At 39.8% G+C, this 18,291-nt stretch carries 20 protein-coding genes and 1 riboswitch; of the genes, 3 read left to right on the top strand and 17 right to left on the bottom strand.

What is annotated here, in order from left to right:
- Position 1 precedes the first annotated feature (1 nt).
- The 6 genes from RSX31_RS08890 to RSX31_RS08865 form a co-directional block, all read right to left on the bottom strand.
- Positions 2-313, bottom strand: a complete 312-nt coding sequence (locus RSX31_RS08890) for a DUF4387 domain-containing protein (RefSeq protein ID WP_315634312.1) — start codon at positions 311-313, stop codon at positions 2-4.
- Between the two features lie 8 nt (positions 314-321).
- Complete coding sequence (locus tag RSX31_RS08885) at positions 322-1,671, bottom strand: acyclic terpene utilization AtuA family protein (RefSeq protein ID WP_315634311.1); 1,350 nt, start codon at positions 1,669-1,671, stop codon at positions 322-324.
- A 383-nt stretch (positions 1,672-2,054) separates the two neighbouring features.
- Entirely contained in the window at positions 2,055-3,251 is a 1,197-nt protein-coding gene (locus tag RSX31_RS08880) for a M20 family metallopeptidase (RefSeq protein WP_315634310.1), read from the bottom strand.
- Between the two features lie 12 nt (positions 3,252-3,263).
- Entirely contained in the window at positions 3,264-4,100 is an 837-nt protein-coding gene (locus RSX31_RS08875; protein WP_315634309.1) for a MetQ/NlpA family ABC transporter substrate-binding protein, read from the bottom strand.
- Between the two features lie 11 nt (positions 4,101-4,111).
- A complete protein-coding gene (locus tag RSX31_RS08870) occupies positions 4,112-4,774 on the bottom strand; it encodes a methionine ABC transporter permease (protein WP_148970879.1) in 663 nt (220 codons plus the stop codon).
- Entirely contained in the window at positions 4,764-5,789 is a 1,026-nt protein-coding gene (locus tag RSX31_RS08865) for a methionine ABC transporter ATP-binding protein (protein WP_315634308.1), read from the bottom strand. Before RSX31_RS08865 ends, RSX31_RS08870 begins: the two co-directional genes overlap by 11 nt.
- 119 nt (positions 5,790-5,908) lie before the next feature.
- A riboswitch (SAM riboswitch) is annotated at positions 5,909-6,013 on the bottom strand.
- Positions 6,014-6,762: 749 nt separating this feature from the next.
- Here RSX31_RS08865 and RSX31_RS08860 point away from each other — a divergent pair.
- Positions 6,763-7,995, top strand: coding sequence for a helix-turn-helix domain-containing protein (locus RSX31_RS08860; RefSeq protein WP_315634307.1), 1,233 nt, complete (start codon positions 6,763-6,765; stop codon positions 7,993-7,995).
- 413 nt (positions 7,996-8,408) lie between these two features.
- Here the strand turns inward: RSX31_RS08860 and RSX31_RS08855 are convergent, their stop codons facing one another.
- From RSX31_RS08855 to bla, 11 genes are all read right to left on the bottom strand, one after another.
- Positions 8,409-8,717, bottom strand: coding sequence for a hypothetical protein (locus RSX31_RS08855; RefSeq protein WP_315634306.1), 309 nt, complete (start codon positions 8,715-8,717; stop codon positions 8,409-8,411).
- Between the two features lie 22 nt (positions 8,718-8,739).
- Positions 8,740-9,297 (bottom strand): DUF2812 domain-containing protein, encoded by a 558-nt coding sequence (locus tag RSX31_RS08850; protein WP_315634305.1) that lies wholly within the window; start codon positions 9,295-9,297, stop codon positions 8,740-8,742.
- Positions 9,298-9,309: 12 nt separating this feature from the next.
- Complete coding sequence (locus RSX31_RS08845; RefSeq protein ID WP_148996073.1) at positions 9,310-9,618, bottom strand: PadR family transcriptional regulator; 309 nt, start codon at positions 9,616-9,618, stop codon at positions 9,310-9,312.
- Between the two features lie 336 nt (positions 9,619-9,954).
- On the bottom strand, positions 9,955-10,593 hold the full coding sequence (locus RSX31_RS08840) for a DUF2599 domain-containing protein (RefSeq protein WP_315634304.1): 639 nt from the start codon (positions 10,591-10,593) through the stop codon (positions 9,955-9,957).
- 151 nt (positions 10,594-10,744) lie between these two features.
- A complete protein-coding gene (locus RSX31_RS08835) occupies positions 10,745-11,344 on the bottom strand; it encodes a DUF2599 domain-containing protein (protein WP_148996075.1) in 600 nt (199 codons plus the stop codon).
- A gap of 80 nt (positions 11,345-11,424) precedes the next feature.
- Complete coding sequence (locus RSX31_RS08830) at positions 11,425-11,847, bottom strand: disulfide oxidoreductase (protein ID WP_148996076.1); 423 nt, start codon at positions 11,845-11,847, stop codon at positions 11,425-11,427.
- Positions 11,844-12,398: a DsbA family protein gene (locus RSX31_RS08825; RefSeq protein WP_187443697.1), complete on the bottom strand. Its 555-nt coding sequence runs from the start codon at positions 12,396-12,398 to the stop codon at positions 11,844-11,846. The genes RSX31_RS08830 and RSX31_RS08825 overlap by 4 nt, the downstream gene beginning before the upstream one ends.
- 434 nt (positions 12,399-12,832) lie before the next feature.
- The gene (locus RSX31_RS08820) at positions 12,833-13,420 is read right to left on the bottom strand and encodes a zf-HC2 domain-containing protein (RefSeq protein WP_315634303.1); all 588 of its coding nucleotides are present in this window, start codon (positions 13,418-13,420) and stop codon (positions 12,833-12,835) included.
- Positions 13,417-13,920, bottom strand: a complete 504-nt coding sequence (locus RSX31_RS08815) for an RNA polymerase sigma factor (RefSeq protein WP_315634302.1) — start codon at positions 13,918-13,920, stop codon at positions 13,417-13,419. The genes RSX31_RS08820 and RSX31_RS08815 overlap by 4 nt, the downstream gene beginning before the upstream one ends.
- A gap of 277 nt (positions 13,921-14,197) precedes the next feature.
- Positions 14,198-14,980 carry a GNAT family N-acetyltransferase gene (locus tag RSX31_RS08810; protein ID WP_315634301.1) on the bottom strand — a complete coding sequence of 261 codons (783 nt, stop codon included), beginning with the start codon at positions 14,978-14,980 and terminating at the stop codon, positions 14,198-14,200.
- 807 nt (positions 14,981-15,787) lie between these two features.
- Complete coding sequence (gene bla / locus RSX31_RS08805) at positions 15,788-16,714, bottom strand: class A beta-lactamase (protein ID WP_397541207.1); 927 nt, start codon at positions 16,712-16,714, stop codon at positions 15,788-15,790.
- 90 nt (positions 16,715-16,804) lie between these two features.
- Here bla and RSX31_RS08800 point away from each other — a divergent pair, with 90 nt between their 5' ends.
- Both RSX31_RS08800 and RSX31_RS08795 read left to right on the top strand, forming a co-directional pair.
- A complete protein-coding gene (locus RSX31_RS08800) occupies positions 16,805-17,647 on the top strand; it encodes a sialate O-acetylesterase (RefSeq protein ID WP_148996081.1) in 843 nt (280 codons plus the stop codon).
- Entirely contained in the window at positions 17,644-18,183 is a 540-nt protein-coding gene (locus RSX31_RS08795) for a PadR family transcriptional regulator (RefSeq protein ID WP_148996082.1), read from the top strand. The genes RSX31_RS08800 and RSX31_RS08795 overlap by 4 nt, the downstream gene beginning before the upstream one ends.
- Positions 18,184-18,291 lie beyond the last annotated feature (108 nt).

Here is an 18,291-nt window from a genome sequence, read left to right as displayed (position 1 = left end):
CCTATTCAATCATAATCTTCATTAAAGGAGCATGCTGCTGCGCCCCGTATACATCACGGTCACCAACGGTACCTGACGATATATCCCTCGCAATCGTCACCTTAAACCCTAATGCCTGATCAAAAAATACCAGGTGATGAATCTTATCTTCACCTATTCGATAAAGCTTGCTGATCGTTTCCTTGGTTATAGTTCCGGAATGCTTCACTCTTTTGTAGTTTTCAACTGAATCAAAAAGGACATCCAGTGTTATCTCGAACGGACCTGAATTCTTACTGCGTAAAACTTTAGCTAATTCAAATAAAGGTTCCATACTGCCTCCTATACATATTCAACCTGAAAAGGATTTTCTTCTATTTCCATAAGATGATAAACGGAAAACTCATATACAGGTCCAAATTCGACATCACTTGGCGCAAACGGGAAGGCAAGGTTTCCTGCTGTAGATTTGCGTCCTTCGTAGCCGTAATGCAATAGCGTCGACCTGACAGTCGAACAGATGCTGCTTGCAATCTCCTGAGTTTCTGCCACAACCTCATACAGCACACCGATTTCGTGATGATGAAACGGTTCTACTTCTTTGCTTCCTAGAACAGCGTTTTTGCCATAGTTATAGAAGTTAATCTGATAATCATCGGGGGGAATTTCGTTATAATAGGACTCCGCCTGTCCCCTCACTTTCTCCTGGACCTCTTCCAATTTATTTAGTAAAAGAGGATCTCTTACACCCGCTATTCCAAACGTTCTATAAGCTACTAATCTCGCACCCTCTAATTTGACAAAGTGAGATTTATCGGGGATATATTTACTGCCGGAAACTCTAACAATGCCCCGTTCCTCTTCCTTAAACTCGCATTCACTTAAATCAAGACTGAAACCTGGACCATGAAGAAGATAAGGATGTTCTTTTTCATAGAAAGTATGGGCAGCCACACTTATGGGATTGCACAGCCTCAATGGATTTAAAGATTGAACTGTAAAAGATTCATCACTAATCGTTCCGAGTATCGAATCCTTAGTGGTTCCCGGTTCTGCGCATAATGCTCCACACTCCAAAATCTTACCGAGATGATACGAAAGACCGGCATCTTTGCCATGATATATGCCAATTGCTGCAAATGGGGATGGATCGTACGCTCTACCGCAAATAATAATATCTGTCCCATTCTCCAATGCTTCCACTATCGGTTCATGCCCCATCTGAGCTACAATCGATGTACTCTTTCTGATGGTCTCTTCCGTCAATTCCGGAATGTTCTCTCCCATTGGTTTGATTTTATCTGTGTGAAGTGCCTCAATGACTTCCTCAGCGGTAAAGTCTGCCCAGATGATCGCTTTCTTGGCATTCAACTGATTTTCTTCGAGAATTTCATTGATAATACTCATTGTCCATTCGATATGTACTCTAGCCCCGGCTCCTCCAGCAGACCCAATGATGATCGGAATCTTACGAGAAATCCCGTTTCGAAGAATAATGTCTAAATCCTTCTTGGCAGCCCTTCTACTTACAATTGAGACTCCAGCGCCCAGTTTATGAGGACCGGCATCTGTAGATCCTGCATCCACTACGATCCCGTGGACCTCCTCTTTCAATCCATTTAGAAACGACTCCTCTGGAAACCCATACCCCAGCATCCCGCAAGGAGACAGTATTCGAATATTTTTATTCATTGTAAAACCTCTTTTATTTGTATTTTCCATACCGATTTATGTAACCGGTTACACATTGATTCAAAAAAATATATGTAACCGGTTACACATTTATAATTAAAGAATAATAGAATTTTTTTCAGAAGTCAATACACTTTTTAACTAATTTGAATTTTAAGAATTATTTAACTTCCCCCTCCCGATTTTATCGATAGCTTACTATAAACTTTTACTTGGTCTTTTAAAAGTAGACTTATAAGGAGGTAACCTCTACATGGAAATAAAGCCAAAAGTAGACGTTATAAACCTAGCCTATCAAAGTACTAAAGGAAGGTTGTTGGCTGGAACTGCCGCATATCTTTCACACAAAAAAAGACAGCCCTGATTTGACTGTCTTTTCATCCTTATTCACTTGTACCAAACTCTTTCCATATTCCCTCTAAAAGCTGCTTATCTGTCAGCAGTTCATACCCCGTCAGCGCAAGTGCCTTTGCCCCGATCACAAGGGCACGGTCACCCTCGGTGGATTTGGCCGCTTCCCTGAATTCGTTCGTGTGGACGACGAGGGATTCGGGGCCTATTTTGATGTAGGGGTGGATGGTCGGGACCACCCGGCTTACGTTTCCGGCATCGGAGGAGCCGAGTCCCTTTCGTTCCGTATCGTCGAAGTATTCCCCTAGTGACTCGATGGAACGCTGGAATACTTTATCGAAACGGCGGTTGAGCTGAAAGTGATCGACTTCATTTTGGATTTTGATGACATTCAGTTTCGTCCCCGTGGCAAGTGCCGATCCCTCAGCGATCGCTTTCACTTTCTTCGTGACTTCATTGCATGCTTCCCTGGTTGCAGCACGTATATAGAAGCGGGCTTTTGCATAGTCAGGGACGATGTTGGGCGCGTCCCCGCCGTGGGTGATGATGCCGTGGATCCGTACATCATCGGTCACGTGCTGACGAAGGGCGTTAATGCCGTTGAACAGCTGGATCACTCCGTCGAGGGCATTGATGCCGTCTTCAGGGGAAGCTGCCGCATGGGCAGACCTTCCCTTAAATTCGAAATCAAGGGGGTCCACTGCAAGGGTTTTCCCTGTCTGCGTTGTCCTGTTGAACGGATGAACCATCATGCATGCATCCACTCCTTCGAACAAGCCTGCCTTTACAAAACTGCCCTTCGCACTTCCGTTCGGACCGCCTTCCTCGGCAGGAGTACCGAACACCACTACTTCCCCTCCTGTTTCATCAAGTACGGACGACAGGGCGATGGCCGCCCCGCAGCTTGCCGTCCCGATGATATTGTGACCGCAGGCGTGACCGAGTCCAGGCAGTGCGTCATATTCCGCCAGGTAGCCGATGACCGGCCCTTCTTTCCCTGAATGTTTGCGTGCCACAAAGGAAGTCTCATGACCCGCCACTCCCCTTTCAATGGAGAACCCATTGGCTGCAAGGAGGGTGGTCAAGGTCTCTGAAGCAAAGAACTCTTCGTTCCCGATTTCAGGTTTGTCGTGGATCTGATGGCTGGCCGACACGAGTTTCACAGCCAGTTGGTCCACTGCCGAGACGATGTTGTTTTTACGATCGGCAATCGCTGCTGGTTGACTCATCTCTTTTCCCTCCTAATGCAATTCACTGACCGGCACGAATGTCGGGATCAGGGAATCTTTGTATGTTTTCTTGATATGTTCCGCTACGTCATCTTCCTGATAGAGCTCCACAATCTTTTTATAGGTTTTATTGTCTTTCTCTTTTTCCTGCGCCGCGATGATATTGATGAATGGCTTGGATTCCGCACCTTCGATATAGATGCTGTCGTCAACCGGTACGAACCCAGCTTCAACAGCCACACCATTATTGATGATCGATGCTGCAACATCCGGCAGTACCCTCGGTGTCTGGGCAGCGACGACCGGTGTGAATTCAAGGTTTTTCGGGTTTTCTTTTATGGCTTCGAGACCCTGTGACTGATCAAATCCTTCTTTCAGTTCGATCAAGCCTGCTTCCTCCAGTAGGAGAAGGGCACGGCCAAGGTTCGTCGCCTCTTGAGGAACGGCTACTTTACTGCCTTTCGGTAAGTCTTCTACCGATTTATATGTTTCCGAATAGATTCCCATCGGCGCGATGATCGTCGAGCCGATCGGTACAAGGTCCAGATTATGTTCTTCAACGAAAGAATCAAAATACGAAATCGTCTGGAAGGCGTTCAGGTCGATATCCCCATCGGCCAGCGCCTGGTTCGGTCTCACGTAATCGGCAAACTCCACAATCTCGATTTCAATCCCTTCCTTCGCAGCTTTCTCCTTCATATACTCCCAAATCGGCACCCCAGATCCATTCACTCCGACTTTAACGACTTCTTTTTCACCTGAACCGGATGCGCTGTCTCCCGAGCAGCCGCTCAATATAAGGGTGATTAATAGAATGGCGATACTCGCCAGGCTGATTGATTTTTTCATATTCCTCTCTCCTAACGTCTCCTGATGATTTTTGATAAGGTATTCCCTGCTGTCTGCAGTCCCTGCACCATCACGATTAAAATGATGACGGTGACGATCATGACGGATGTTTCAAATCTCTGATATCCGTAAGCGATGGCCAGATCCCCGAGGCCACCGCCTCCGACTGCCCCGGCCATGGCCGATGCACCGACAAGGCCGATGGTCGCGATCGTGATATTCAGGACCAATGTACTCAATGCTTCCGGAATGAGTATCCCGAAGATGATCTGCCACGGCCCGGCCCCCATGGACTCCGCCGCTTCAATGACACCCGGTTCCACTTCAAGGAGCGAGCTCTCTATCAGTCTTGCAATATACGGTGCCGCAAATACGACAAGCGGCACGACGGCTGCCGCCGTTCCGATCGATGTGCCCACTACCAATCTTGTAAAGGGGATGATGGCCACCATCAAGATGATGAACGGGACCGAACGGAACACGTTAATGATGCTGCTCAATACGGAAAAGACGACTTTATTTTCAAGTAAGTGCCCCTTCCGCGTGACCACGACTATGATGCCGAGGGGAAGCCCAATCAACGTTGCAAACAGGAGGGAGAATGACACCATCGCCACGGTATCCCATGTCGCTTCTATAATTTTCGGCCAAAATAATTCCCAGTTAACTTGCACGCTTCTCCACCTCGCTTACGAATAATCGGTTCTTCCAATAATCCAGGATCTCTTCCGTTTCTTTCTTGCTGCCAATGATCTGTACGATGAGATTCCCGAACGGCTTACCCTGGAGTTCCGTGATCTGGCCGAATAACACATTGATGTGGGCATCGAATTTCTTTGCCGTTTCGGAAAGGATCGGCGTGCCCGTCGAATCCCCTTTGAAAATGAGGCGGCAGATGCGCCCTTCTTTGCTGTCATTCAATTTGTCGAGAACCGATGCCGGCAGCTGATCATTCATGACACTCTTCACAAAATTTTTCGTCGTCCGGGTCTGCGGGTTGGAGAAGATATCGAAGACGCTTCCTTCTTCAACGATTTCTCCATTTTCCATGACAGCGACCTTATCACAGATTTCCCGGATGACCCCCATTTCGTGGGTGATCATCACAATCGTAATGCCATACTCCGCGTTGACTCTCTTTAATAAGTTCAGAATCGAATCCGTCGTCTGGGGATCAAGTGCGGATGTTGCTTCATCGCAGAGCAGAATCGAAGGCGATGTCGCCAGGGCTCTTGCTATCCCCACCCTTTGCTTCTGCCCTCCTGACAGTTGATCAGGATAATGCTTCGCTTTATCTTCAAGTCCGACAAACACGAGCAGCTCCTTTACTCTCTCGCTGATCTTTTCTTTTGGCCATTTTGCAAGTTTCAGAGGATAGGCGATATTCCCTGCCACCGTCCGGGATTGAAACAGATTGAAATGCTGAAAAATCATCCCGATGCGGTGCCGCTCTTTCCTCAGATCGATTGCCGACTGATCTTTCAGGCTGCGCCCCTCTATGAAAATATCACCCGATGATGGTTTCTCTAAAAAATTGAGACAGCGGACAAGCGTGCTTTTTCCCGCTCCGCTGAATCCGATCACTCCATAAATCTCTCCCCTCTTCACTTCGAAGGAAACATTCTTCAAAGCGGTGAATGGTCCATCCTTCGCCTCGAATACTTTCGTAACATTCTGAACTCTGATCATACAGGACTTGCTCCTTTCGCTATGTATTCTTCTTGAAGCCTGTGTTTGAAGGACATGGCTGAAAATAAAAAGTGCCCCCCTTCATAAGAAGAGAGGCACAAATATGTATATGTCCACTCTTCTCATCTTTCAAGTCATATGACTTGATGGAATTGGCACGGTATTCATAAGAACCCGTTGCCGAGGTATCGCAGGGCCAGTCCCTCCACCTCTCTGGATAAGAAGATATTGCTTTATTAAGTTAAAGTTATGATACGTTTAAGCATTAGGGTCATGGTAAAGGATTTCAATTGGTTTGTCAATCCTGTTTTTGAATTAATTGTATTACGGAGGACTAATCAAATGGGGCATTTTAACCAGTTTTCAACTAGTTGTTGAACTTTTTTACCTTTTTACTGGGAAGTATATTGATGATTGACACAAAAGACCATGTAAACGTTGTCCGGCTCTCCATTAATGTCCCTTTTTATTGAAGATGGATATAACTTTATTCATTCAGTTTTATGAGGGCATAGTATGTATCGTGTAAGAACTCATTATTTTCATCATTAAGTAACTAACTTTCACCGTCTTTTTCGAAGTGGAGTCCACCCATGGTTTGTTTCCAGACCTTTATATTCCACTCATATTCCTCCTTTTCACACGAATAACATAGGCTAAAACAACCATATAATAAATTTCACCCTACTCGTCGCAAGATATTAATGTTGAAAAAATTAAAGGTTTTCCCCTAAATAATCTTCATTTTTCTTATTTTAGTTTCAGGCATAATACCATTCTATTCTATTGATTCTACATAGCCTAAACGTTCATTAGCTGCAGGAAAATGTAAGAAAAAATACTTGTTTTAAAGCACTTAAAAAGTTTTTGACGCTTCTCTCAACCAGTCTTGTAAATTACATTTTCACACAAAATGTTACAAATTCTGATAATATGTAGGTAAAAGGAGGTGTGAAATATACAAGAGTTTACTTTGGGAAGTCGAATTAAATTCGAGAGAAAAAAGCAAGAGATCCCTCAATCCGCTCTGGCCTATGGGGTATGTTCAATATCTTATCTTAGTAAAATTGAAAACGATAAGATAAATCCGAATCCTGAAATCGTTTCTCTTATTTGCGATAAGCTAAATATACAGAACATCCAATCAGATGATCCTAGAAAGCTAATTCCAAGATTTAGAGATGATATCGAGAGGTTATATACTGCAATAAAATATTCTGGAGAAGAAGAAGTCGTATCCTTATTCAACAGGATTGAGAAAGATTATGAATCACTTACTCTCCCTTCATTCTATCTTGTGAAGAAACTATTTTCATTAAGAATCGACTTGCTAAGGGGTCTAGTTGAAAGGTCTGAACAAACCTATTCAGAAATCCTGAATTTAACTGAATATCTCGACCCATTTTCATTTGATTTTTATCATAGGTTCTGTGGATTATATAACTACATGCTCGGAGACCTAAAACTTTCTCTCCATCACTACAAAGAAGCAGAACTATCATTGGAGAGACAGGACATCGAAGAGGTATATTACCAGATGGGCCTGGTATATACTAAACTTGAAAATATATCTTTATCGACCTATTACACAACCATGGCTCTCTCTCGATATGAGAATATATTAAATTACAGATTATGTAAAAATTGCAATCTTCTCCTGGCAGTAAACTATCGCAAAATGGGGGAAAACGATAAAGCTTTAGCTATGTACCAGGCCATCTTAAATGGATTAGACAATAATTCAGATGAAAAATTAAAAGCCAAAGTATTTCACAATATGGGTCTCATACATAACCAAATGGAGAAGTATATAGAAGCGGTAAAATATTATAAGAAATCTATTTCTTATAAAGGGGAGAGCGGGGACCCAAGTAATACCTTGTACCTTTTAGCTAAAACCCATTTACATCTGGAAGAATACAGAGAGGCTCAGGAAATCGCTTTAGAAGGACGTAGATATTCTTCTAATAAAGAAAACACCGAATATCTTATCAAATTTCAAGTTCTTCAATTTTTCATAGAAAAAACTGAGAAGTCCGCCGCTTTTGAGGAATACATGCAATCAACCGCTTTACCACACTTTAAAGCAAAAAAAGATCGGGCAACCGTAGTTGAGTTCACTCAATTATTAGCTGATTATTACGAGAACAACCACAAGTACAAAAGTGCTTACCTATTACTTAAAAACCTATCAAAGGAGAAATGAAAATGAAACTCAAATTAAAGTCTTTATTTATTACTACACTCTTATTACTAGTCGGCACTACTGTTGCAACATCCACATTTGCTGACGATGAACTACCAGATCCTCGAGTGGGCGATATTAATACAATGACGGTCAACACATCTTCTTCAAAGTAATCTATCGTCATAAATGTTCTGTTATGTATTAAGCAACCTCCCCTAAGCCATATTAATGAGGAGGTTGCTTTTGTTCAATTCAGCCTTTATATGGAATCAAATAATTAAACCCCTTTGATTATTAGTGGTAAGAAGTTCGTTCGAGAGCGAAAAAAAGCCTATTTGCAGTTGATTTTTCGATGCCCAATAAACATTGTTTTGAGCTGTAAGCCCTAATACAATTAAAGTGCTTATTCCTGTTCCCCTGAGTTACTATCATTATCTTTTTTTGTTATATACAATTGCAGTAATTACATTAAGTCCTATAGTTCCTATAGCTAGTAGGGATGAAAGACGGACCACACCTTTAGAAGTGTCCATAAGCGCTGACCAATCCTCTATTCTGACTAAGTAATCATTGTATAAAATTTGAAAAATCAGGGCTACTACACAGGCACTAATACTTACTATAGAAAATATAACCCAAGTATTGTTATTTTCTTTATTGCGCTTTGCCAGACTTGCAATAGGCAATATCCATGCAATCAAACCTAACAAAAGACTACCGATATTTAAGAAACCATACATTGTCATGTCTCCTTTCTAAATTTTAATTTTCTTCAATTATTTTCTTAAGTTTGATAAAGCCCGATAAATACTTCGTTGAGTAAAGAGTTAGCATTAATCCTCCAAGCGATACCAGCGATACAATGAAAATGATTCCTAATGGGAAAAATCTATAATGAAACATATTTAATGCTAATACACACGAAACTAAAACGGAAATGACCGATAGCGGTATAAGTTGAACTAACTTACGTTTGATAATCTTTCTGCACATAGCGATTTTCGTTTCTCGATCACTGAATATTTTCTCTTCGCTACACTGTAGAGCAGGTGTTGAAAAATAAAAGCTACCGTCTTTTTCAGTGATGAAGTCCCATCCAAAATCAGCAAATAATTGTACATATTCACTTTTACGCTGTTCTTTAGGATTAAAGTCAATCTGATAGGTAACAGCTTCTTTATTGCATTCTTCAAAAAAGTATCTCTTACCTTTTATATCAGTCAATCTCCATCCTGCATCGTGTTGGGATGATAAATATTCTTGCTCCTCCTCAAAATCTGAAATATAGAAATTCTTTCTGATTGATTTCTTCTTAAGCATAATAATATCCCCCTATGCTCTAGTGTTTTTGTATAATCTCTCAATACGCATGATTTCTATGTCTAAGATTTCACGTCCTAAATCAGTGATTTTATAAAACTTTCGCTTGCTCTCTGTTTTCACAAAAACAATTAGTCCATCTTTTTCCATTTTGGACAAACTAGTATAAACCGTCCCTGCACCTAAAGCTATTTCACCATCTGTAAGATCTTTCACATATTTCATGATACTATAACCATGCATTTCATTTTGCAAAGCAAACAGAATATAAAAGCTAGTTTCTGTCATTGGCATATAAAATCTACGTATTCTTTTGTCCAATTAAACACCACCTTTTTATATCGTAGTATGATATAAAAATTATATCGTACTACGATATAATTGTCAAAACCTCATTTGCGACGAAAGCTTGCTGCAAGCACTCCCACCCCAAGGTAGTAACGGACACGTTTTTTTGCTATTACTGAAGCAGGGGAACAGCAAAAAAGTACCCACCCTAAGTTGATGTGGTGCTAATAGATTGAGTGGTCGGTATTACCAAAAAAGTGCTCCTATAAATAGGAACACTTTTCTTATAGCTTTGTATAAGCCATCTACCGGGCTACCTTTCTTAAGTGAAAAAGTTGTTTTTACCAAAAACGTATTTATTACATTTAATTACTCTGGATTGCAACGTGATGTAAACATTTTCGTTCCAGAAACAATCGGTCTACCCACCTCTAAATCCCAGCTTCCTGCTACTGCACCAAAAACATCATAATCCCAGTGGCATTTATATTGGTTCCATAGGCTTCCGTTGTCGTTGCGGATACCATAATAATTTCTTCCTAATTCATCCCAAGCAGCCTCCATTGTTGGTCCCCAAAGTCTGACGGACCACTTTGGTTCCATTGAATATGTCCAATAATCACCACGTTTATGATACCATACGTCATTAAAGTATTCGTCAAGATTTCCGCTAAGACTTGCGATTTGCACCATAGAGTTATCGCTAAGACTTGCATTTTTCACCATAGTGTTATCGCTTAAAAGACGCTTAACTACATCATTTTGCTCCTCTTCTGGAAAGGTTTCTAAATAAGCTTCCAGTCTCTCTCCAATTTCATCAATCCATTCACGGTTATCTTCTTCGTATTGAGTTCTTTCCTCAGAAGGTACAGCGTCAATTGTTGCGATTGCGTCCTTTAAGTACTCAAATTCATTCGTTTCAGTTGCTGCGGAAGCGGGAGTGAAATTGCCCAACACCATCAGTGTAGTTAATGCGATGAAAACCATTTTTTTAAATTTGTTTTTCATTATTGTTTCTCCTCTCATAAAAAATAATTTGTAGTTTTTAATTCAGTTTTTTAAGAAACGTTTCAATACTTTATTGCCCGTCGGTTCTTCAAAATGTTGCCTCTCTCAACCGACTCTCGCATTTAGTGGGTAAAGGGGGTTATTTTTTTTATTATGGATTACACAAAGCAGCAATTGTCTTAATTAAACCTACATCTGGTCGCCCTTGTTCAATATCCCAATCTGATTCAATGAACGCTTCAAAATGGCACCAATATTGATCTTCCAAACTATTTGTATCAATGTTTGAATAATAGTTTGTCAGTTCAGTCCATCCAGCACTAGCATAAGATCTCAACAATCTAGTAGATGTTTTTGGCCACATACTATAAGTCCACATACCATTTCTTTTGTGAAAATAATGATCGTTGAAATATTTGGAAGAGACAGCCATTGTACTAAATTGATTATCTCCATCACGTAAATTTAACAATTCAGCTTCTTTTTCATCTTCAGGAACACTAGCCATATGAGCATCAAGTCTGTCGTTTACGTCAGCAATCCACTCTTTATTTTCTTCGTAAAAACTCTCTAGTTCATCAGGGCTTACACTTTCAATTTTTGCAATATCCTTTTCCAGTTTATCAATTTCCGTTTTCTCTTGTTTCAGTTGATCAACATTCATATTTCCTTTAGTGTTCTCAGCGGCGAAAGCAGCAGACGTACTTAGACTCATAATTGCTACAAAGAACAAAACAATTAACTTCTTCATCCAATTTCCCCTCTCTGTTTTTAGTTATGTACAGAATGTCGAATTTCTAAGTCCCTACATTTTTCTCACCCCTTTCAAATTCACCTAAGCGGTTTGATTGATAGCAGAATGGCTATTGTCATAAACGCAATCATTGCTAAGAGCGGTATTGTAATAAAACCCCACATGTTTATGTATTCCATATTGCAAGGAACCCCATAATTGCAAGACTCTACCTTTAATCCTGGAACCTTCTGATGGAGATAATGATAGAGTGATAGGAGACTCCCTATTATAGCTATAGGCAAAACATATCTTTTAACCGCAGAATCTTTAAAAAATGTACCTATACCCAGAATCACTATTAAAGGGTACATGAGAATACGTTGGTACCAACACAAATCACATGGGACAAACCCTCTAATTTCACTAAAATAGAGACTTCCAAGGGTCCCGGCTATGGATACTAACCATGCAAGGTAGAGCAACCAATTCGACGATGCTTTATCCTCTATTTCTTTCATGTCCCTTCTCCGTGCCCATTGATCGCTTTTTCAATCTCTTCATAGTCAAATGGGTTTTCTAAAAGTGTTCCATTAATCATTAGAGATGGTGTTGGAGATACTCCATGCTCTTTAATTAGCTTCTTATCCAACTCCAACTCTCTTGCGAATTCAGGCTTTTTCATATCTTCATTTAGATCCTCTATTGCAATGTCTGTGTGTTTTTTTATAAGTTCTTCTATTCCTTCTTGGTCTATTTCTCTTTCTTTTTTAATATGACGGAACAAGTTGTCATGAAACTTCCAATAGGAGCTGGGATCTCTCTTGTGTACTACCTCTGCAGCTAAAGAAGCTAGTTCCGAATCATCATGATAGAGCACATTTACGAAAGAAAATTTTGCTTTCCCTGATTTTATATAGTCTTCTTCAATCATTGGAAAGACCGTTTCATTCCACGTCTGACAAGCCGGGCAAATAAAATCTCCAAACTCTACTATCTGAACACTTACCTCCTCATCTCCAAGAGTAGGCTGGTCTTTAATTGAGTTTTCATTGAGTTCAACCTCTACCACATCTGTACTATCCTTATCTTCATTCGTGGTTGCTGTACTCGGTGTACTATTAAAATTAAAAATAACAATGCCACAAAGGACAATTAAAAATGTTGTAATGATAACTATGAATTTATACCCTTTAATAATTATTCCCCCTATATGAACAGAACCGAGTAGAGTTTATGTTCAATTGTTTATGATTTCCAGTATTTCTTATACATTAAAACTAACAAGTAGAATAAGGAATGTATATGTATTATTGTTGAGAAAATCGAAGGTGAATTTATAACAGAAAATTAAAAATGCCTAATGTTTTTTCAATATATATTTAGAGCAAAATGAATCACTATTATGTACAATATTAAGTCTATGGATATTTTTCATTAAGATAAGAAACACAAAAAAACTTGTAGAGGTAGTCCCCCTACAAGTTTCTAAATCTTAATTGCCTTTTACCGATGTATTAACTTCTTTACAGTAAATATTAGAATTAGAAGAACTAAGCCTACATTTACCCAACGCATATACAGCCAGAACCATCCACCAGAAGCCTGAATTACGTTTCCACCATAGTCATCTGCATACACACCCAGATTAAAGAATAGTTTCAAAGAAATTATTATAGAAAACAAACTTGCTATTAAAACCGTAATAAAAAACGATTTATTATTCATATTGCCCCTCACTCCTTCATTTTTAGTTCTAATCACGAAAAACACCAACGCAATACCCAATACAACTAGCGATAGCATTAGGTTAAAGAATACTAAGGAACCAATGAAAACACCAACTAGCAAAGACAACAATATAAGGTTGTTCATTCTTCGTTTAACACCGTTCAGTAGCTGCTGATCGGATTTATCGTCAATTGAACCTGTTGATTCGTCTGTTGGCAGAACCTTTTCAATACCCTCCAAGTAATCCTGACATTCTTTACATGACTCCACATGATCCTCAATAAATTGGTTTGTTTCTTCACTTGTAAGATCCTCTTTATACATCGGAAGTAAATCTTTAACTACACTACATTTCTTACTCAAGTTTCTACACCTCCATCAAGAATATTTGACAACTTACCCTTAGCCCTATAGAAGTTAACCCTTGCCCATAAATCAGTTTTATCAAAAATGACACCGATTTCCTTAAAACTCAATTCATTATAAAAACGTAAAATCATGATTTCTTGTTGCGGTTGTTTCAGCTTTTTTATTGCATTCATTAAGCGGATAGATTCTTCTTTTTTTTCATATATTTCCTCAGGTGTTTGCTGGATAGCCAAACTCTCTTGGATAGTAGCGGGATCTATATTTCTATCGATCTTCTTATTCTTCCTCATATAAGTATAATATGTATTCTTGGCAATCTGGAATAACCAAGTAGACACTTTGCTTTCGCCTTTAAAACGATGTATTGACTTAAATGCTTGAAAAAATGTCTCTTGGGTCAACTCTTCAGCGAGATGTTTGTTTCCAACTAAATAAAATAAGTATTTATAAATCTGTTTTTCATGTTTATCGTATAATTGTTTAAATTCATCCAATAATGTGCCTCCTTTCAGTGCTGTCATATGTTTAGTAACTTCATAAAGAGAAACGTTACACATTTATGAAAATTATTAAAAACCCAAAGAATTTGCAATTCCGTTTAAGGAGAGAATACCTTATCATACCCAAATTAGCATCAGGAATAGCAGTGTGAATAACACTGTATTTAACAGTAATAACCCAGGCCAATATGACTCTGGGTTTTTACGTTTTTATTAACTTCTTATTCTGTTAAAGTCCCCTTTAGTTGAAGATTGACTCTATGTGTAAGCATCACTTACCTATAAACGCATAGACTTGAAAACTAGAATTAGTAATAAAACCTACTTTTTCGTAAATATGTTTGCCAGCTTCAGTTGCGTGTAAAATACAATCTGAAGCACCTTGTTGGGAAGCGATTTGCAATATACTTTTTAGATAATTCGTTGCCAGTCCCTTTCTCCGCATATTATGGGCAGTGGTTATACAATACAAACCTGCAATCCCATCATTCATAAACAAAGATCCTACCACTGCTGGTTTGTTATTAAAGTAACCTATATATAAGTGATAATGATCCTGGTCACTGTTCATAATTTGCTTATACCGATTATAAAGTGCACTTTTATAAGCAATTGGTTTTTGGTACCCTTCTACATAAACATCAATCCACTCTTTTAATTCAGTTTCAGAATTAACTCGTTTGATATCAAAACCTAAACGTTTTTCGTTTTTTGACTTAGTGCGATTTACACTTAAACCCATCCCAGTCCATTCTTGGTAAAGGTTAAAATTCTCCTCTAAGAAAGATTTATCTGTGTCTGAGAGTTTAGTAGAAGGACCTATAATCCACAATAGAGGTTCACCTTCGTTGTGTAGTAGCTTTTTCAATTCACTTTCTTCTATTTCAAGTTGATTTGCGTATAACACACGATTATAGGGGTTCGCTGAAACATGTTTAAAATAGTCAGAATCAATACTTTTACTCCCTTGAGTGCTTTTAAAAAACATCCAATGCTTAATTAAATGCTCTTCAGTAAATTTTGCTATGTATTCTTCTTGAGATTTAACAGTCATTTATATCCCTCCATATTGAAGAAGTTACCTGATACTCATAATTCCAACAAGCAAAGTTTGTTGCTTTGCCTGACGCATTCCATTATAGAAAAAGCATATCACCTCTAAGTTTGAAAATATAATGAACTTGATTGTTGAGTTCTTCAATTAAACTGCCCGTTAATTTAATACCAATTATTTCAAAATATTTTAAATTAAACAATCTCCTTATTCAAATAACTGTCCCTTTAACGGAATAATCATCAAATAAATAACACCGCCTCCGTCCATTCTCTAAGAAGCCGTGACATTTTATTCCGTTAACACCCCATCAAATCACCGGCCCCTCATACGGAGCTTTCGGTATCCGGTGAAAATTGTATGTCGCCAGTTCCGCTGTCCACATACTTGCCTTCGTAATCGCGGATACCCAACACTACATCCGAACGCCTTAAATGCCTCAGGTCATTGCGGAATACTTTCCGCCTTCATTCTTTGATCCAAATTCAAGATGTCCGAATTGATGAAATCGTGCGGAGAAGATTTCTGACACATACGGATTCGTATGAGGGATTGTTCAAGTCTTTGTACCCGATCAACTTGTTCCTCACTGAAGAAGGAACTTGCAATGAATACTCTCATGTTTCTGATGCCTTTTTAAATAGTAATGCTGAGTTAAGCGGAATTTTTCCGTGTATCTGTCAGCTCTGGTAAGTAAGCGCCACGGGGACAGGCACCACAGCTCCTATTCAAAGAGCCAATGGACCTGTCCCCGCGTCTGAAGGAATAGTAATGCCAAAGAATGCAGTTACTATTCCTCTTGGAAAATCACTTAAAAGAATTCAGTACAACCTTGGCCGCCTTTGCTATAAGTTCATTATGATAGGTGGCGTTCTCAGTATCACGGCTGGATAGAATCGTGATGATGATGGGATCTCTATTCGGCGGCCAGACGATAGCGATATCGTTTCGCGTTCCGTAGCCTCCCGCTCCGGTTTTATCGCCTGCCTCCCATCCTTTAGGTACAGACGCACGGATCAGTTCATCTCCAGTAGTATTCCCCTTCATCCAATCTGTCAGGATTGTACGCTTATCAATCGGGAGCACGTCGTCGACCGTGAAAGCCTTCAGGTTAATGGCTAGTGCTCTTGCTGTACTGGTATCACGGATGTCTCCTGGGATGGCACTGTTCAAATCCGTCTCAAAGCGATCAGCCTCGGTGACATGATCGCCGATTTGCCTCAGTGCATTTTCGAAGCCGTCAGGTCCGCCGATTTCCTCTAATAGAAGGTTCCCTGCGGTATTATCGCTGTACCGGATAGCCGCATCGCAAATTTCTCTAAGGGTCATCCCGGTATCCACGTGTTGCTCAGTAATTGGGGAATACGTGACGAGGTCATCTTTGGTGTAGGTGATGACCTCGTCAAGTTCTTCAATTGAGTTTTGCTGTAGTACTGCCCCTGCAGCCAAAGCCTTAAAGGTGGATGAGTACGCGAACCGTTCATCAGGTCGATAGACCACCGTGCGATTTGTACCGGTGTCAATAGCATAGACGCCGAGCCGGGCATCAAACTTTTTCTCGAGTTGCATGAACTTATGAGCAGTCCCATGACTTGTACCTTGTGATTGTTCTCCTTTTTCTTTTGCCTCCGTCTGCTTTAATCCGTTTCCAAAGAGGCTTAGACTGATAAGACTTAGAACGAATAGACCAACACACATCCGAATTATTAACATTCTGACACTTTTCAACATCATCAGTCCCCTCATAGTATATTGACAATAGTCTAATTAGACTCTATACTAGCTTAGTCTAATTAGACTATTGTGTAAAGGAATGAAACTGTAATGATAAAATCTTTTTTAATGGTAGGACAATCGAATATGGCCGGTCGTGGATTCTTGCATGAGGTAGAACCGATCTATAATGAAAAAATAAAGATGCTTCGGAACGGACAGTGGCAAATGATGACTGAGCCAATTAATTATGACCGTCCTGTGGCTGGTGTTAGTCTGGCAGCCTCTTTTGCCGACCTGTGTTCGAAAGCCAACCCGGATGATGAAATTGGATTGATTCCTTGTGCGGAAGGTGGCAGTTCTTTGAATGATTGGCACCCGCAAGATACTCTTTTTCAACATGCTTTGTCAGAAGGCCGCTTTGCTCTTGAAACCAGTGAAATTTGTGGCATCCTTTGGCATCAAGGTGAGAGTGACAGCCATCAATCTCTACATGAGACGTATTATGAAAAGTTATCTCTTATCATTGAAACGTTACGTAACGAATTAAACCTTCAAGATGTCCCACTAATCATTGGTGAGCTTGGTCATTTCTTAGGGAAAGAAGGTTTCGGAAAGTACTCATCAGAGTTTCAAAAAATCAACGAAGAATTACGTCGGTTTGCACATGAGCAGCCAAATTGTTATTTTGTATCGGCAGAAGGTCTAACTGCCAATCAGGATGGTATTCATTTGAATGCCGTTTCCCAACGCAAATTCGGTTTTCGCTACTTCGAGGCATTTTCGAAAAAGTGTCATATCTCAGGGCCTCTTGCAGATGAAAATCAATCACTAAAGACAAACCATACCTATTCAAAAAATGAACAAATCTATATTCACAGTATGAATTTGGCTCTGGGCAAAATCACATACTCTGAATTTGAAGCACAGATGGCGAAGGTAATGCACCCTTGATTCCCTTACTTATCCTTGGCTTACTTATTCAAAACCCCGGCGCTCATGGATACGAACTATTAAGTTTAATGGAAAAACGCCATTACAAATATATCGTAAACTATACAAAAGGATCATTTTATTACAATTTGCAACAACTTGAAGAGAAAGGGTTCATTGAAGAAACACATCAAGTACGTCCAAACAACAATCGTGATATTCATACCTTTAAGATCACGTCTTTAGGAAAAGAAGAATTTGATAAATTAATGGCCAAATACGGAACGAAATCCGAGTATGTAAACTTACCAGTATATGGGGCAATACTCTTTGCAGATGTATTCGATCAAAACAAATTAGTAGCATTAATCCAATCCCAAATTGATCAAACTGAAGCAAGAATTGCTCTCCTCGATGATTATTTAGCTACCATTGAGGAATTACCTGGTGAAATTGATTATTTTCGTCGCATGAACGAAAATTCCCGTTCTCACCATTTAGTGAACTTAAAATGGTTTAAAGAATTGAAGGCAGATATAGAAGAAAGTACTGATTAAATAAAACTAAAATCACCTGTCCAAAAATCGACAGGTGATCTTAATAACCAGCGGGAACCGAATCGTCCCTCTGCATTATTTTATTAAATAGGCGATTGCTTAATATGA

The organism is Rossellomorea yichunensis (assembly GCF_032337515.1).
Taxonomy (GTDB): domain Bacteria; phylum Bacillota; class Bacilli; order Bacillales; family Bacillaceae_B; genus Rossellomorea; species Rossellomorea yichunensis.
The sequence above is the reverse complement of the archived record's forward strand: the minus strand, read 5'-3'. Positions and strand labels throughout refer to the sequence as shown.

What these genes read in the sequence shown, in the direction of transcription:
- RSX31_RS08890 (WP_315634312.1), bottom strand. Translation starts at nt 313, where the DNA reads ATGGAACCTTTATTTGAATTAGCTAAAGTTTTACGCAGTAAGAATTCA.
- RSX31_RS08885 (WP_315634311.1), bottom strand. Translation starts at nt 1,671, where the DNA reads ATGAATAAAAATATTCGAATACTGTCTCCTTGCGGGATGCTGGGGTAT.
- RSX31_RS08880 (WP_315634310.1), bottom strand. Translation starts at nt 3,251, where the DNA reads ATGAGTCAACCAGCAGCGATTGCCGATCGTAAAAACAACATCGTCTCG.
- RSX31_RS08875 (WP_315634309.1), bottom strand. Translation starts at nt 4,100, where the DNA reads ATGAAAAAATCAATCAGCCTGGCGAGTATCGCCATTCTATTAATCACC.
- RSX31_RS08865 (WP_315634308.1), bottom strand. Translation starts at nt 5,789, where the DNA reads ATGATCAGAGTTCAGAATGTTACGAAAGTATTCGAGGCGAAGGATGGA.
- RSX31_RS08855 (WP_315634306.1), bottom strand. Translation starts at nt 8,717, where the DNA reads ATGTATGGTTTCTTAAATATCGGTAGTCTTTTGTTAGGTTTGATTGCA.
- RSX31_RS08850 (WP_315634305.1), bottom strand. Translation starts at nt 9,297, where the DNA reads ATGCTTAAGAAGAAATCAATCAGAAAGAATTTCTATATTTCAGATTTT.
- RSX31_RS08840 (WP_315634304.1), bottom strand. Translation starts at nt 10,593, where the DNA reads ATGAAAAACAAATTTAAAAAAATGGTTTTCATCGCATTAACTACACTG.
- RSX31_RS08835 (WP_148996075.1), bottom strand. Translation starts at nt 11,344, where the DNA reads ATGAAGAAGTTAATTGTTTTGTTCTTTGTAGCAATTATGAGTCTAAGT.
- RSX31_RS08830 (WP_148996076.1), bottom strand. Translation starts at nt 11,847, where the DNA reads ATGAAAGAAATAGAGGATAAAGCATCGTCGAATTGGTTGCTCTACCTT.
- RSX31_RS08810 (WP_315634301.1), bottom strand. Translation starts at nt 14,980, where the DNA reads ATGACTGTTAAATCTCAAGAAGAATACATAGCAAAATTTACTGAAGAG.
- bla (WP_397541207.1), bottom strand. Translation starts at nt 16,714, where the DNA reads ATGATGTTGAAAAGTGTCAGAATGTTAATAATTCGGATGTGTGTTGGT.
- RSX31_RS08800 (WP_148996081.1), top strand. Translation starts at nt 16,805, where the DNA reads ATGATAAAATCTTTTTTAATGGTAGGACAATCGAATATGGCCGGTCGT.